General features: G+C 64.7%; 13 protein-coding genes, 1 tRNA gene and 1 rRNA gene. 7 read left to right on the top strand and 8 right to left on the bottom strand.

Translation table 11 applies throughout. The features are described 5' to 3' along the window. Window positions 1-124 precede the first annotated feature (124 nt). The 4 genes from LB571_RS16400 to LB571_RS16385 are packed head-to-tail and all read left to right on the top strand — an operon-like array spanning window position 125 to window position 3589. Window positions 125-1111 (top strand): ABC transporter permease, encoded by a 987-nt coding sequence (locus LB571_RS16400; RefSeq protein ID WP_224595985.1) that lies wholly within the window; start codon window positions 125-127, stop codon window positions 1109-1111. Then, window positions 1108-1938, top strand: a complete 831-nt coding sequence (locus LB571_RS16395; protein ID WP_224595982.1) for an ABC transporter permease — start codon at window positions 1108-1110, stop codon at window positions 1936-1938. The genes LB571_RS16400 and LB571_RS16395 overlap by 4 nt, the downstream gene beginning before the upstream one ends. Next, window positions 1935-2816 carry an ABC transporter ATP-binding protein gene (locus LB571_RS16390; RefSeq protein WP_015315622.1) on the top strand — a complete coding sequence of 294 codons (882 nt, stop codon included), beginning with the start codon at window positions 1935-1937 and terminating at the stop codon, window positions 2814-2816. Before LB571_RS16395 ends, LB571_RS16390 begins: the two co-directional genes overlap by 4 nt. Beyond that, complete coding sequence (locus tag LB571_RS16385; protein WP_224595979.1) at window positions 2813-3589, top strand: ATP-binding cassette domain-containing protein; 777 nt, start codon at window positions 2813-2815, stop codon at window positions 3587-3589. Before LB571_RS16390 ends, LB571_RS16385 begins: the two co-directional genes overlap by 4 nt. A 36-nt stretch (window positions 3590-3625) precedes the next feature. Here the strand turns inward: LB571_RS16385 and LB571_RS16380 are convergent, their stop codons facing one another. From LB571_RS16380 to LB571_RS16365, 4 genes are all read right to left on the bottom strand, one after another. Next, window positions 3626-4381: an ATP-binding cassette domain-containing protein gene (locus tag LB571_RS16380; RefSeq protein WP_224595976.1), complete on the bottom strand. Its 756-nt coding sequence runs from the start codon at window positions 4379-4381 to the stop codon at window positions 3626-3628. Continuing rightward, the gene (locus LB571_RS16375; protein ID WP_224595973.1) at window positions 4374-5435 is read right to left on the bottom strand and encodes an ABC transporter permease subunit; all 1062 of its coding nucleotides are present in this window, start codon (window positions 5433-5435) and stop codon (window positions 4374-4376) included. The genes LB571_RS16380 and LB571_RS16375 overlap by 8 nt, the downstream gene beginning before the upstream one ends. Window positions 5436-5534: 99 nt before the next feature. Continuing rightward, entirely contained in the window at window positions 5535-6512 is a 978-nt protein-coding gene (locus LB571_RS16370) for an ABC transporter substrate-binding protein (RefSeq protein WP_015315618.1), read from the bottom strand. A 425-nt stretch (window positions 6513-6937) separates the two neighbouring features. Next, window positions 6938-7843 carry a sugar-binding transcriptional regulator gene (locus tag LB571_RS16365; protein ID WP_140713129.1) on the bottom strand — a complete coding sequence of 302 codons (906 nt, stop codon included), beginning with the start codon at window positions 7841-7843 and terminating at the stop codon, window positions 6938-6940. Window positions 7844-8126: 283 nt separating this feature from the next. Between LB571_RS16365 and LB571_RS16360 the strand changes: the two genes are divergently transcribed. Both LB571_RS16360 and LB571_RS16355 read left to right on the top strand, forming a co-directional pair. Further along, on the top strand, window positions 8127-9035 hold the full coding sequence (locus LB571_RS16360) for a tagatose-bisphosphate aldolase (protein WP_224595970.1): 909 nt from the start codon (window positions 8127-8129) through the stop codon (window positions 9033-9035). 35 nt (window positions 9036-9070) lie between these two features. Beyond that, window positions 9071-10543, top strand: a complete 1473-nt coding sequence (locus LB571_RS16355) for an ROK family protein (protein WP_224596487.1) — start codon at window positions 9071-9073, stop codon at window positions 10541-10543. Here LB571_RS16355 and LB571_RS16350 read toward each other — a convergent pair. Further along, a complete protein-coding gene (locus tag LB571_RS16350; RefSeq protein ID WP_140661649.1) occupies window positions 10527-11138 on the bottom strand; it encodes an NAD(P)-dependent oxidoreductase in 612 nt (203 codons plus the stop codon). The two genes, LB571_RS16355 and LB571_RS16350, sit on opposite strands and share 17 nt — an antisense overlap. Before the next feature lie 36 nt (window positions 11139-11174). Beyond that, the gene (locus LB571_RS16345) at window positions 11175-11813 is read right to left on the bottom strand and encodes a DsbA family protein (protein ID WP_140661648.1); all 639 of its coding nucleotides are present in this window, start codon (window positions 11811-11813) and stop codon (window positions 11175-11177) included. A gap of 140 nt (window positions 11814-11953) precedes the next feature. On the opposite strand from LB571_RS16345, the gene LB571_RS16340 reads away from it, so the two are divergent. Further along, complete coding sequence (locus LB571_RS16340; protein WP_224595967.1) at window positions 11954-12871, top strand: LysR family transcriptional regulator; 918 nt, start codon at window positions 11954-11956, stop codon at window positions 12869-12871. A gap of 105 nt (window positions 12872-12976) precedes the next feature. On the opposite strand, the gene LB571_RS16335 is transcribed toward LB571_RS16340, so the two are convergent. Further along, a tRNA-Met gene (locus LB571_RS16335) sits at window positions 12977-13053 on the bottom strand. A gap of 243 nt (window positions 13054-13296) precedes the next feature. Next, a 5S ribosomal RNA gene (rrf, locus tag LB571_RS16330) occupies window positions 13297-13411 on the bottom strand. Window positions 13412-13528 lie beyond the last annotated feature (117 nt).

The raw sequence follows: 13528 nt of genomic DNA, 5'->3' as shown, positions 1-13528 counted from the left end.
TTCGCGAGGAAAGCCGTCGGCAGCAGCCAATCCCCCTCCTTGAGGGGGAGATGTCCGGCAGGACAGTGGGGCGCGCCTGGGCTCGACATTTCGTTATGTCCCTTATCGCGCATTCGAGATCCGCATGAATCGCGCCCTCGTCCTCCTGCGCCGTCGCCTCGTCGGCAGCATCTTCGTGCTTTTGATCGTCGCCATCGGCACTTTCCTTTTGCTAGAAGCAGCGCCCGGCGATGCGGTCGACGCGTACATCGTCTCGACCGGCGGCGACGCCGGCATGATCGAGCTGTTGCGCCACCGCTGGGGCCTCGACCAGTCGGAGCTGACGCGGCTCGCCAACTACCTCTGGGCACTGCTGCATCTCGACCTTGGCCAGTCCGTCACTTTTTCCCGGCCGATCCGGGACGTCATCCTCGAGCGCCTGCCGACCACGCTCATCCTGATGGTCAGCGCCACCGCGCTCTCCTTTGGCCTCGGCTCGGTGCTCGGCATCTATGCCGGCGCCAGGCCAGGCAGCTTCCGCGACCGTTTTCTCTCCGTCGCCTCGCTGGCTCTCTACGCGGTGCCCGGCTTCTGGCTCGGCCTGGTGCTGATCGTGATCTTCGCCGTCGACCTGCGCTGGCTGCCGATCGGCGGCGTCGAGACGCTGGCCTCGGACAAGACCGGTCTCGACCGCGGCGCCGACATCGCCATCCATCTGGTGCTGCCGGTTTGCGCACTCGGTTTCATCTATCTGGCGCTTTATCTGCGCATGATGCGCGCCGGCATGGCCGAGGCCTGGCGCCAGGATTTTGTGCTGGCCGCCCGCGCCCGGGGGTTGTCGCGCCGCCGCATCGTGCTTGCTCATGTCGCCCGAAATGCGCTGCTGCCGCTGGTCACCATGCTCGGCCTGCAGTCGGCGCAGATGCTGGGCGGCAGCGTGGTCATCGAGAGCGTCTTTGCCGTGCCCGGCCTTGGTCGGCTGGCGCAGGAAGCGGTCGCCGCGCGCGACACGCCGCTGCTGCTCGGCATCATTCTTACCAGCGCCGTCCTGGTCATCGTCATCAATCTTGTCGTCGACATCGCCTACGCGTTCCTTGACCCGCGCGTCGGCGCCAGCGGGGCCGGTGCATGAGCCGTCTGCGCCGCTTTCTGCGCACGCCCGAGGCGGCCGCCGGTGCCATCATCCTGGCGGCGCTTTTTGCCATGGCGCTGTCGGCCTCGCTGCTGTTTCCCGGCGACCCGCAAGCCATTGCTGGCGCGGCGTTGCTGCCGCCTTTCCAGGACTGGTCGCTGCCGCTCGGCACCGACCGGCTCGGCCGGGACGTGTTGGCCGAGCTGTTTCATGGCGCCCGTACCTCGCTGGCCGTCGGTCTGGCGGCGGCGGCCGCGGCACTCGCTTTTGGCGCGGTGATCGGCACGCTGGCCGGCTTCGCCGGCGGCCTGATCGACGAGGTGCTGATGCGCGTCACCGATGCTTTCCAGACCGTGCCGGGCTTCCTGCTGGCACTGGCCTTCGTCAGCGTGGTTGGGACCTCGCTCGGCGTCGTCGTCGTTGCAATAGCGCTCGGCACCTGGACAGGACCGGCGCGGGTCGCCCGCGCGGAAGTCCTCTCCATTCGCGAACGCGACTATGTCGCCAGTGCCCGTGTCATTGGCATGCATCCCCTGGAAATCGCCTTTCGCGAGGTGCTGCCCAATGCCTTGCCGCCGATCTTGGCGATGTCGTCGGTGATCGTCGCCGCCGCGATCCTCACCGAAGCAGCCCTGTCTTTCCTTGGTCTTGGCGACCCCAACCGGGTCACCTGGGGTGGCATGATCGCGGAAGGTCGCGCTGTCTTGCGCACCGCGCCGTTCCTCTCGATCGTCCCGGGCATTGCGCTGGTGCTGACGGTGCTCGGCGTCTATCTCGCCGGCGAAGGCATCGTCGAGACGACGGCCGTGCGAAGGGGCCTGTCGTGACAGTACTGGCGTCGATCCGAGATCTGACGGTGACCTACCGCCGTGATGGCAGCGAGGTCGCCGCGCTGAAGAATATTATTCTCGATATCCAGCCAGGCGAACGGCTGGCCATCATCGGTGAAAGCGGTTCGGGCAAGAGCACGCTGGCGCTGGCGATCGCGGGATTGTTGCCGGCGAGCGCCAGGATTGAGGGGAGTATCGACTGGTTCATGCGATCACCGCCAACGTTGGGGGCCAAGGCACCCCCCTCCGGCAGGATAGAGGGGGGTGGGAAGGATCGCCTATCTCTCAACCGTCACAATCAAGCCTCCCTTGGCGGCCGCGACATCGGCTTCGTCTTCCAGGATCCGTCCGCCAGCCTCGATCCGGTAATGGCAGTCGGCAAACAAATCGCCGAAGTCGCGCGCACGCATCTCGGCCTCACATGGGCCCAGGCATATGCCAAAGCCAAAACCCTTCTCGAACGCGTCCGCTTGCCCGACCCCGACTCCGCCCTGCACGCCTTCCCGCATCAGCTTTCCGGCGGCCAGAAGCAGCGCGTGGCGATTGCCGCCGCGATTGCCGCCGGGCCGAAACTGCTGATCGCCGACGAGGCGACCAGTGCGCTCGACACCATCGTGCAGGCCGAGATCGTCGCTTTGATTCGACGGCTTGTGGCCGAGGACGGCATGACGCTGCTGTTCATCAGCCATGACATTGCGCTCGCCGCGGAGCTTGCCGAACGCATCGCCGTGTTCCGCCACGGCGAGTTGGTGGAGTTTGGCAAGACCGAGCAGATTGTCGAAGCCCCGACGCAAGCCTATACCCGCGCGCTGCTCGACGCCCATATCGACCTCGACGCCGAGCCGCTGCTGCACCGAAGCAGGCTGAATGCATGAGCCTGCTGACAGTGTCCAATCTCACCAAACGCTACAGTCGCGGCGGCAAGACCCTTGCTGCGGTGAGCGATGTCTCCTTTCATATCGAGCCCGGCGAAACGCTGGCGCTGGCAGGCCCTTCCGGCAGCGGCAAGTCGACCATCGCGCGGTTGGTGCTGCGCCTGATCGAGCCGGATGGCGGACGCATTGAATTCGAAGGCGGTGATTTCCTGGCTCTGGGCGGCTCGGCACTTCGAGCCCGTCGCGCGCGCGTGCAAATGGTGTTCCAGGATCCGCTGGCCGCCTTCAACCCGCGCGCCACGGTGGCGCGCGTCCTCGATGACCCCTTGCGCATTCATGGCGTCGCCCCGCGCACGGAGCGCCCGCGCCGCATCGCCGCCTTGCTGGAGCGGGTCGGCCTGGCGGCCGATCTCGCGCCCCGCGCAATCCATGAAATCTCCGGCGGTCAGCGGCAGCGTGTGGCGATTGCCCGCGCCATCGCCACCAAGCCGTCGCTGATCGTGCTTGACGAAGCGGTGTCGGCGCTCGATGTCTCGGTGCGCGGCCAGATCCTCGATCTCCTGCTGGACCTGCAGCGCGAGGAACGGATCGCCTATCTCTTCATTTCGCATGATCTTGGCGTCGTCCGGGCGGTCGCCCACCGCGTCATCCTTCTCGATGCCGGGCGGATCGCCGAGAGCGGCGATGCCCGAACCGTCATCGACGCGCCGCGATCGGCCATCGGCAAGGCACTGGTGGCGGCTGCGCCCAGATTGAACAGAAACAGACCATGATCCGCTCTTCGAACAAGATCACACCGACAGGACGGCCTACCCTCCAACCATCAACCTGACGACCTCGTCATGGTTGGTCTCGGAAATCTTGCGCTCGCCGGCCTGGACGCCGCGGCGCAGCACGACGATGCGGTCCGAGACCGCGAAGATATCCTGCAGATTGTGCGAGATGAAGATCACGCCGCGTCCTTGCGCCTTGAGCTGGTGGATGAGCGAGATCACCTTGCGCTGTTCCGGCACGCCAAGTGCCGCGGTCGGTTCGTCCATGATAAGGATCTGCGCATCCCAGTAGACGGCGCGGCCGATGGCGACGGCCTGGCGCTGGCCGCCGGAGAAATTGCTGACCGGGGCGTTCATCCGGCTGACGTGGAAATCCAGCCGCTTCATCGTCTCCCTGGCCGCCTCGGCCATGGCCTTGCGGTCGAGCACCGGCAGGAAGCCGAAAGCCTTGCGCATCGGTTCGCGGCCAAGGAAAATGTTGGCGCCGATCGACAGATTGTCGGCGAGAGCCAGATCCTGGTAGATCGTCTCGATGCCTTTTTCGCGCGCCTCCTGCGGCGTCGCGAATGCCACCGGCTGGCCACCGAGCATTATTTCGCCGCCTGTCGGCTGGAACACGCCCGAGATCGCCTTGATCAGCGTCGTCTTGCCTGCGCCATTATCGCCGGCCAGCGCCACCACTTCGCCTGGCCGCACGGCCATGGAGAAATCGTTGAGCGCGCGCACGGCGCCGAAATGCTTGGACAGGTTGCGGACCTCGAGCAAGGGGGTGTTTTGGTCGGTGCTATTCATCCTGGCGGCCTCCACTGAACCGGCGCTGCGCCTGGTCTATGAGCACGGAAATGATGATGACGACGCCGACGGCGATGAACTGCCAGAACGGCTCGACATTGACGAAGACCAGCCCGTACTGGATGACCGCGATCACCAGCGCGCCGGCGACCGTGCCCAGGATCGTGCCGGAGCCACCGAACAGGCTGGCGCCGCCGATGACGACCGCCGCGACGCTGTCGAGCAGCAGCGGCTCGCCGGCTTGTGCCGCACCGGCCGTGAAGCGCGCCGCGTAGAGCGCCCCGCCAAGGCCGGCGCACATCGCCGACAGCACATAGAGCCGCAATATATGGCCCCGGATGTCGATGCCGGCGCGCCGCGCCGCCTGCACATTGGCGCCGATGGCATAATTGTGCTGGCCGAACCGTGTCTGGCTGAGCAGATAATGCATCACGATGACGAACACGGCAGCGATCATGACCAGATAGGGCACGCCGTAGAACTTGCCATTGCCGAGCAGCGCGAACCAGGAATTCTGAACCGGCACCGTCGTGCCGCCGGCAAGCAGGAAGGCAACGCCGCGCGCGACGCCGAACATGCCGAGCGTGCCGATGAACGGCGGCACCCTGAGGCGCGAGATGAGCAGGCCGTTGATGATGCCGGGCAAGCCGGCGACGATCACCGCGGCGAGGATGCCCGCCAGCATGGCCAGCGGCAAGGGAATGGCGGCGCCCGCCATATTGGTGGCATGCGCGGCAACGACGGCGGCAAGCCCCATGATGAACCCCAGCGACAGATCGATGCCGCCCGAAATGATGACGAAGGTCTGTCCGGTCGCAAGCAGCAGCGGCGCTATGGCAAAGATTGCGATGGATTGCAGGTTGAACGGGTTGAGCACGAACGTCGCGCCGAAGGCGAACCTCGACCATACCTCGAAACAGATGACCAGACCGGCGAGGAACAACCAGGCGCGCCCTTCGGCGATGCGTCCGATCAGGGTCCTGGCCGGATCGCCATGATCGGCCTGGGGGGCGACATGCTTCTCGGCCGGCTGGGCTGGTGATGTCGAGGTCATGAATACTCCGCGGCGCGGCTGCGTTCAAACAGGCCCCGCCTTTGGGAACCCGGCACGAGCTCCCCCCGGCGGACCGGGAGGAGCCAAGCTCGTCTTGACCTACTCGGAGTAGAGGTACTTCGAGATGTTCGGGTCGGCGATGTTGGACTTGTCCATGATCGTGAAGCCGGTGCCGATCGTGACCGGGATTGAATGGCCGGTCAGGTGGGCATAGGCCGAGACGACGCCGAAGTAGCCGATCTCGGCGGGATGCTGGGCGATCGCCACGTCCACCAGGCCGGTGTTGATGTTGTCGACGATGCTGGTCGGTGCATCGAAGGCGACGACCTTGACGGTGCCGCTCTGCCCGGCCTGCTTGACGCCGTTGGCCGCACCCAGCGCGGAGAACAGATTGGCGCCGAACACGCCGACCAGATCGGGATTGCGCGCGAAGACGGCCTGCAGCTGCGAGGCCGCCTTGTTGGCGTCGTCGTCATTGAATTGGGTTTCCAGCACGGTGATGCCCGTATGCTTGGCCATTTCCTTCTTGAAGCCTTCTTCGCGCTGGTCGGTGGTCGAGATGCCGGGCTTGACGTTCGACACATAGACCTTGCCCTTGTCGCCGACGGCGGTGGCAAGCGCACGCGCGGCGATCTCGCCGCCCAGAACATTGTCAGAAGCAATGTAGGCCAGCGGGAAATCGGCATCGCCAGCACCCGTCTGGTAGACGCCGCTGCCGATGAAAGTATCGACTGTTATGACCGGAATGCCGGCGTCGTTGGCCTTGCGCAGCGGCTCGACCAGCTGGACCTTGTCGGTCGGCGCGATCAGGATCGCATCCGGCTTCTTGGCGATGACCGCGTCGAGCACCGGCACCTGGGTGACCGGGTTGAAGTCCGGAGCGCCCTGGAAGACCAGGTTCACGCCGAGCGCGTCGGCGGCCGCTTGGGCACCCTTGCGCATGGTGATGTAAAAGCCGTCGGTGGTGAGGCCCGGAATGAGCGCAATGGTGTATTTTTTGTCCTGCGCCTGCGCGGGCGCCATCAGCACCGTTGCGCTGACGGCAAGCGCCGCGAGCGCGGCAACGATCTTCTTCATGACATCCTCCTCATTGTTGGCAGTTCTGCCGTTTTCGGTGACATTGGAATGGCCGTTATCCGCTCAGAGGCAGGATGCCGGAACGCCTGTTTGCCTTTCGCGGGCAGCTCCTCCCAAGCGCCCTCCAGTCAAATATCAGCCGGCCGAGCCGACCGGCACAATCCCGTGCTCACTTTCCTCGCCTCCGCGAGGTCAGGGAACCATCGCGCCCGGCATCCTGCACGACGGGTCGGCAATTTGTAACACTTTGCAGAAATAAATTGCAACTCGGTTTTTCCGCGACTGCAACGCCGGCTATCCAGACGCCATCTGACTGCTCCTCCGAGCCCCGGGCGAACTATCGTCCCGACTCCCCGGCGACACAATCGATTTCGCAGCGGCTTCTCTCCGCGCCGACAGCGCCGCATCAGTCCTCATATCTGCCGCTATCGCATTGCAAGAACCGCGAGGATGGCCTGAGCCGTCTTGGTATCCGTCACCAGCGTGTTGATGAGCCCGGAACGAACGGCGCCGATGATTGCCGTCGCCTTCTCCGGCGAGGCTGCGACGCCGATCACCAGGGGCACGGCGCGAAGCTGCGCCGGCGACATGGCGATCATCCGGCTCTCCCCTTCCCAGGCGATCAGGGCGCCTTCCGCATCGAAATAATGGCGAAGGACGTCGCCAGCCGCATGGACCAGCGCCTGCTCGGTCGGCGTGGCGGCACTCGCCTCGGGTGGGTTGATGGCGTGCGGCAGGCCAATGCCGACGATGGCGACGTCGGTCCTGTCCCACAGCGCGACGGCATCGCGGATGGTGGCGTCTCCGAGGAAGGTGTCACGCAGTTCGCTGGACGGCAGATAGGGCGCATGGATAAAGTGCGGTGTCCCGCCAAACTCTTCGGCGGCGAGCCGCACGAATTCATTGACCTGGAAATGCGCCGCGTGCTGCTGCATGCCGCCAGTCGCGGCCACAGTCAGCACGCCCGGCATGCGCGGCAGGCCGGCTCGAATGACCTCGCGCACGGCGCGTCCCCAGCCGATGGCGACCACGGAGCCGGCCACCAGTTGCGCCTGCCTGAGCAAAGCGCCAAGCGGGGCGGAAAGCGCCGTCAGCGCACCCGCTGCCGGCGTTTCGACAACGGCGGCGTCCCGCAATTTCAATCCGTCGACAAGTTGCCTGGTAATATCCTCCGGCGTCGCCAGGTCGATCACCTCGATGCGCACGATGCCTTCGGCCCGCGCCCGCTGCAGCAGGCGCGAAATCGTCGCGGTGGAGACACCGAGCTGCCGCGCTATGTCGACCTGCGACATCTCCTCCACATAGTGCAACTTGGCAACCGTGTGCAGCATCGTGCGCGATGCGGTCGCGTCCTGGGCGGAGGGAACAGACAGCTTGCAATTCCTTTCAGCAACGTGTTACACACGTATACGCCGATGCGAGTTATCGCGCAAATCCGATGAACTCGCAACTTGAGGCGATACCAGGCCAAACGCCGGCTGGGCTGCTTATCCCAGCAGCCGGCGATGCATCAGGCGGCAAACTCTTCCTGCCGGCAGGCGGGCAAACTGACCATTTGTTTTTGTTTCCACGGGATCAGCGCCTCGGCGCGCCAACATCGGACAGAAGAAAACCATGACCAGGATGACCACCGCGGAACTGCGCGGCTACCAGCAGATATGCGGCAAGGACGGAGCCATGGTGGCCATCGCTTGCGACCAGCGCGGCGGCATGCGCACCTTGTTGGCGTCGGCCCCCGAGGACCAGGCCAGGATCACCAACGACATGCTCGGCGACACCAAGGCCGACATCACGCGCTATCTCGCAAGTGCGGCGTCCTGCGTGCTGCTCGACCCACTCTGCGCGGTGCCGAGGGTTGTCGACGACGGCGTACTGAACCGGGATACCGCACTCCTCATCGGCCTCGACGCGTCCGGTTTCGACGTTTCGCCGGAGGGCTATCGCCTGTCGCGGCTGGTCCCCGGCATCGATGCGCGGCGCGTGCGCGAACTCGGCGGCACGGGCGGCAAGATCATGGTGTATCTCAGGGCCGACAAGCCTGAAGCCAACGAACACAACATCGCCATCCTGCGCCAATGCATCGCCGACTTCGGCAAAGAGGACCTGCTGCTCGTCGTCGAATTCCTGACCTATCAGCTCGAAGGGGAAACCCCCGAGGACTATGCGGCCAAGACGCCCTGGCTGGTCGAGGAGGGTACGAGGATTTCGCTGGAATGCGGCGCGAAGGTGCTGAAGCTTCCCTACCCTGGAACGCCGGAAGCCTGCGCCAACATCACTGAAATGGCCGGCGAAGTGCCGTGGGCCGTACTTTCGGCCGGCGTCAACCACACCACTTTCCTTGGCCAGGTCGAGATCGCCATGCAAAATGGCGCCTCCGGCGTCATCGCCGGCCGATCGCTGTGGAAGGACTGCATCTCGCTCGATCGTGACATTCAGCGCGAAAGGCTTAAGACCATCGCGGTGCCGCGGCTGCGAGAGATCCAGGCGGTGATCGGGCACTATCGGCGGAAGGCTGCCGCTTGATATCCACCTTTGAGCGCCGGCACGTGCAGGACGTCATGCCACAAAAGTCGATGGCCATAGGGATCGATATCGGCGGCACCAATTTGCGTGCCGCCCGCATCTCGGGCACCGGTGAAATCCTCGAACGCCTTTCCGAAAAGAGCGCGCCCGACGCGGAGCTGGTGCTTGGCCGCATCGCCGACATGGTGTGCCTTCTCGATACGCCTGATGTGGCGGCCATCGGCGTCGGCGTCCCCGGCCGCGTCGACGTACGGCGCGGCGCGGTCCTGTCGGGCGGCTATGTCAACCTCGCTTCGGTCGCGCTCGCGCAGCGGCTGGAAAGCATGACCGGCAAGCCTGTCGTCGTCGACAACGACTGTAACATGGCGCTGGCCGCCGAGATGGCGCTTGGCGCCGGCCGGGGCCACGACAACATCGCCATGTTCACCATCGGCACCGGCATTGGCGGCGCCGTCGTCCAGAACCGACGGATCATGCGCGGCCGGGCAGCGGCGGGGCAACTGGGGCACATCACCGTCGACGTCAACGGCGAACTCTGCGCTTGCGGGCGGCGCGGCTGTGTCGAAACCACCAGTTCGGGCACGGCGCTCGGCCGTCACATAGGGCGGGCTGGCTTTGGTCCCGAGGTTTCGGTCGACCAATTCTTTGCCCGCGACGCCGCCGGCGACATCCAGGCGCGAGGCATATTGGAAGCCTGGGCGAGGCCACTGCGCGCGGCCATCGATACCACCGTTGCCGTGTTCGACCCCGACCTCGTCCTGCTTGGCGGCGGTCTTGGCCGGGCGGCACACAGAGCGCTCGGCCACGCGCCGGCGCTGGCGCCGTGGTACCAATGCCCGGTGGCGCCGGCGCAGCTTGGCGACGACGCCGGAGTGATCGGCGCGGGTCTCCAGGCGCTTTCGGCACCGACATCGACATCGCTTTCCGTTGAGCCCGCCCGCGCCAGACGCGCCGTGCTCGTCAACGGCATCCCGGCCAGCGGCAAGAGCACGGTGTCACGCGGCATCGCCGACCGCATGGGATGGCCGCTGCTCGCGCTCGATACGGTCAAGAACCCGTTCCTCGAAGTGCTCGGCGGCGGCGACCGCGAATTCAACCGCACGCTGGGCCGCGCCAGCTACCAGGCAATCTGGTCGCTCATCGGCGACGCCCCTGCCGGCAGCACCTTCATCGTCGATGCCTGGTTCGGCTTCCAGCCGCGGCAAGTGCTCGAGGATCATCTGCGCGACGCCGGCGTCGAACATACGGTCGAAATCTGGTGCCACGCGCCGGGCGAAGTTCTGGCCGAACGCTACGGCGCCCGGCTAGGTCAGCGCCTCCCGGGTCATCCCGGCGCTGCCTATATCCCCGAATTGATCGAGCTGGCCAAGCGCGCCGAACCGCTGCGGCGCGGGCCGCTGTTCGACGTCGATACGACGCAGCCGATCGACTTCGAGGCCATCGCCGCATGGCTCCGCGCGACCCTGGCCGGCGACGCGTCGGTCCTTTCAATCAATAACCGACGGTGAAGCGCTGCCTGACATGCGTCGGCTTCTCGATTTCGTCGACCATGGCGATGGCATAGTCCTCGAACGAGATGCTGCTACCCTTATCCGAGGCGAGAAGCGTGTCCTTGCCGACGCGGAACTTGCCGGTGCGCTCACCTGGGACGAACATCGCGGACGGCGACAGGAACGTCCAGTCGAGGTCGCTGACTGTCTTCAACTTGTCCAGGAAGTCGGCGCCCTTCTGTGCCTCGGCCTTGTAGATCGCAGGAAATTCGGCGGTATCGACCAGACGCTTGCCGGGCGCGACTTCGAGACTGCCCGCGCCGCCCACGACGAGATAGCGCTTCACGCCCGAGGCACGCACCGCGGCGATCAGCGTGTCGGGGTCGCTATCCACGAAATGCACCGCGCTGATCACCGCATCATGGTCGCGGATCAACTCGGCAAGGCCTTCCTTATCGAAGACATCGCCCTTCCTGGGGGTCACGCCGGGCAGCGCGGCAATTTTTTCAGGGCTGCGGGCGATACCGGTGACCGTGTGGCCACGATCGGAGAGTTCCTTGAGTATGCGCGAGCCGACAGCGCCGGATGCACCGATGAGAGCGACGTTTGCCATGTTCTTTTCCAGTCCTTGTTGGAGGTCGGTTGAGGATCACGCCGCCGCGATATGGGCGACAAGATTGTCAAAGCTGCCGAACAGCGCGTTCGAACCGATGAGCCGAGGCGCTTCGTTGCGGATGGCCGCTAGCGAAGGCACGCCCTTGGCATGCAAGCGCTGGAACAGCGCGCTGCCCCGATTGACCAGGTCGAGGTGCGCCGTCAGCAAGGTTTCGGTCGGGCTCTTCAGGATCGCGGCGGCATCCATCATGCCAACGCCGGCGAGCACGGCAGCCACGCCTTCCACAGTCACGATATCGCGACCGTCGACATAGCGCGCACGTTGGATTGCCTTGAGCGCGGTCAACCGGCGGCTTGGGTCTTCCAGGCCGGCGGCGCTGATGGCGAGGGTCGCGGCATGCGAGTCCAGCAAGGTGCCACGGATGCCGAGGACATTGTGCTGATAGGGCTGCGTGAACGCTTGTCCGGTCAGACGCTCGATACGCTGGTCGTTCGCCCAGGCGTGAGCGGCAAAACCTTCATCCATCGGCCTCGCGCCCGCTCCCGAAAACAGACCAGTCGGCAGCAATTCGACGCGCACGCCGCTGGCAGCCAATTTGTCCAGCATCGGGGCGGCGCCGTAGCACCAGCCGCAGAGCGGATCGAAAAGATAAATCACATCCGAATTGCTCATGATTGCCTGATATCCCTTGGCGCGGCGTGCAGCGGTCTGGATTGCCAAATCTGTTGCTCCTATGTGGCAGACAACGATCTTGCGATAAACACCATCCAATAGTATAAACTGTCTGATCTGATCAGACAAAAGCGATCGTCGTGGCAGACCTGCTGAACCTCAATCGACTCGTCTACTTCACCACCGTGATGGAGACCGGCTCCTTCACATCGGCGGCCGACCGGCTTGGCGTCGCCAAAGCCGTGGTCAGCCATCAGATCGGCAAGCTCGAGGAGGAGTTGGGCGCGACACTCATGCGACGAACGACGCGGCGTGTCGCGCCGACCGAAGAGGGACGCCTCTTCTATGATCGTGCGATGATAATCCTGCGGGAAGCGGAGGCCGCCTATGGCGAGATTTCGCGCGCGGCCGTCGAACCGGCTGGAATGTTGAGACTGACGGCGCCGCTCGACTACGGCACGAAGGTGGTTGCACCGGTCATCGCCGCCTATCTGAGAACTTATCCGCATATGCGCGTCGAGGTGATCTTCGACGACGCGGTAAGCAATCTGGTCGACGAGCAGATCGACCTCGGCATCCGCGTCGGCTGGCTTGCTGATTCCTCCAACCAGGCGCGGCGCCTGGGCACGATCCGGCAGATCGTGGTGGCAAGTCCTGCGTTCGCCGCAAACCTGCCGCAGAGCGTGAGCCCGCGGCAGGCGCGGTCGCTGGCCTGGGTCGGAAACGCCCAGCTTCGCGGCGTCGGCCAATGGCTGTTTTCCAGGGATGGCGACAAGGTGCTGACCGAACTCAACCCGGTCATCACATGCGACAAGAGCCCGGCTGCCCATGCCTGCGTGCTTGCCGGTATAGGGCTGGGTGTGTTTCCCGACTACAGCGTCAGCGACGACATCGCCGAGGGGCGGCTGGTGCCGGTCTTTGCCGACTGGGCCTTGCCCACCGGCGGCATCCACGCCGTCTTTCCGCCGGCAAGGTTCAGGCCCGCCAAGGTGCGCGCGTTTGTGGACCTGCTCGCCGCCGCCGAGAGAAAGCGATCGCGCGGCAGTGTCGTGGCGTGAATGCAACCGCGGCAGAAGGTCGGTACCCGAAACAAGTCGTCCGCAGCAATATGAGATCGGAACGCGAACGGCCCGCCGGCATTGAGCCAGGCGGGCCGTTTTGTTTGGTTGCGGGGACAGGATTTGAACCTGTGACCTTCAGGTTATGAGCCTGACGAGCTACCGGGCTGCTCCACCCCGCGTCACCACCATGATCGCCTTGTGGCGATTGCGGTATTTGCGATCGCCGTTTTATTTGGCGACTGCGGTATTCTGTCTCCACCAAATGAAAGGGCCGCTTAGAGCGGCCCGGGATCCCTTGGCGGGCCTTTATGCATGTTGCCCAAAAGAGTTAGCGGTTTGGGGCAACGACATGCATCGAACGACGTGCAGAGAAGATTTCACGGTCATCCGATTGGATGAGAGTTTGAACGTGCGTTTTGCAGACCTGGCAGCGACCTACTCTCCCGCGTCTTGAGACGAAGTACCATCAGCGCTGGAGCGTTTCACGGCCGAGTTCGGAATGGGATCGGGTGCAGCCGCTCCGCCATAACCACCAGGTCGGCAAAACGCACGTTATTCGAGAAGCTGGGTTAGGGATTAGTGAGTAGCGAATAGTGAGTAGGGGATACCTATTCGCCATTGGCTCACTGCTCTTCACCTGTCTTTTTGTGCCTG

This window comes from Mesorhizobium sp. BR1-1-4, from assembly GCF_020165375.1.
Lineage (GTDB): Bacteria > Pseudomonadota > Alphaproteobacteria > Rhizobiales > Rhizobiaceae > Mesorhizobium > Mesorhizobium australicum.
The sequence above is the reverse complement of the archived record's forward strand: the minus strand, read 5'-3'. Positions and strand labels throughout refer to the sequence as shown.

What these genes read in the sequence shown, in the direction of transcription:
- LB571_RS16400 (WP_224595985.1), top strand. Translation starts at nt 125, where the DNA reads ATGAATCGCGCCCTCGTCCTCCTGCGCCGTCGCCTCGTCGGCAGCATC.
- LB571_RS16395 (WP_224595982.1), top strand. Translation starts at nt 1,108, where the DNA reads ATGAGCCGTCTGCGCCGCTTTCTGCGCACGCCCGAGGCGGCCGCCGGT.
- LB571_RS16385 (WP_224595979.1), top strand. Translation starts at nt 2,813, where the DNA reads ATGAGCCTGCTGACAGTGTCCAATCTCACCAAACGCTACAGTCGCGGC.
- LB571_RS16380 (WP_224595976.1), bottom strand. Translation starts at nt 4,381, where the DNA reads ATGAATAGCACCGACCAAAACACCCCCTTGCTCGAGGTCCGCAACCTG.
- LB571_RS16375 (WP_224595973.1), bottom strand. Translation starts at nt 5,435, where the DNA reads ATGACCTCGACATCACCAGCCCAGCCGGCCGAGAAGCATGTCGCCCCC.
- LB571_RS16370 (WP_015315618.1), bottom strand. Translation starts at nt 6,512, where the DNA reads ATGAAGAAGATCGTTGCCGCGCTCGCGGCGCTTGCCGTCAGCGCAACG.
- LB571_RS16365 (WP_140713129.1), bottom strand. Translation starts at nt 7,843, where the DNA reads ATGCTGCACACGGTTGCCAAGTTGCACTATGTGGAGGAGATGTCGCAG.
- LB571_RS16360 (WP_224595970.1), top strand. Translation starts at nt 8,127, where the DNA reads ATGACCAGGATGACCACCGCGGAACTGCGCGGCTACCAGCAGATATGC.
- LB571_RS16355 (WP_224596487.1), top strand. Translation starts at nt 9,071, where the DNA reads ATGCCACAAAAGTCGATGGCCATAGGGATCGATATCGGCGGCACCAAT.
- LB571_RS16350 (WP_140661649.1), bottom strand. Translation starts at nt 11,138, where the DNA reads ATGGCAAACGTCGCTCTCATCGGTGCATCCGGCGCTGTCGGCTCGCGC.
- LB571_RS16345 (WP_140661648.1), bottom strand. Translation starts at nt 11,813, where the DNA reads ATGAGCAATTCGGATGTGATTTATCTTTTCGATCCGCTCTGCGGCTGG.